At 46.7% G+C, this 537-nt stretch carries 1 protein-coding gene; it reads left to right on the top strand.

The window, feature by feature from the left end; translation table 11 throughout:
- Nucleotides 1–537 (top strand): aminotransferase class I/II-fold pyridoxal phosphate-dependent enzyme (locus R7Q46_RS29805; RefSeq protein ID WP_318078670.1); only part of this gene is annotated, 537 nt, incomplete at both ends.

Below are 537 nucleotides of genomic sequence, written 5' to 3' on the forward strand. Positions count from 1 at the left end.
CACGGACCAAAGGGGTCTGGATTATTACAAGAACTGGGACTAACACAGATGGTGGATTTCGTTACCGTAAGTTTGGCTAAAACGTTCGCCTACCGCGCTGGTGCGATTTTAGGCCCGAACAAGCTAGCACAATCGCTGCCCTTCGTGGCCTATCCTGCGATTTTTAGCTCAACGGTTTTGCCACAAGAAGTCGTGCGTTTAGAAAAAACACTTGAGGTAATTAAAGCGGCTGACGACAAACGTGAATGTTTGTTCAAGCGAGCCAAAGAACTCGCCATCGGATTAAAACGTATTGGGTTTAAAATTCGCAGCGAATCGCAGATTATTGCTCTTGAGTGTGGAAGTGAGAGAAACACTGAACGAGTACGTGATTTCCTTGAAGAAAGAGACGTTTTCGGTGCGGTGTTTTGTCGACCGGCCACGGGCAGAAACAAGAACATCATTCGATTTTCTGTCAATGCCGACATGACAGCTCAACAAGTGGATCACGTCTTATCGGCTTGTCAGGAGCCATTTGACCATCCCGACTTAGAGTTT

It is taken from the genome of Vibrio sp. 811, assembly GCF_033339195.1.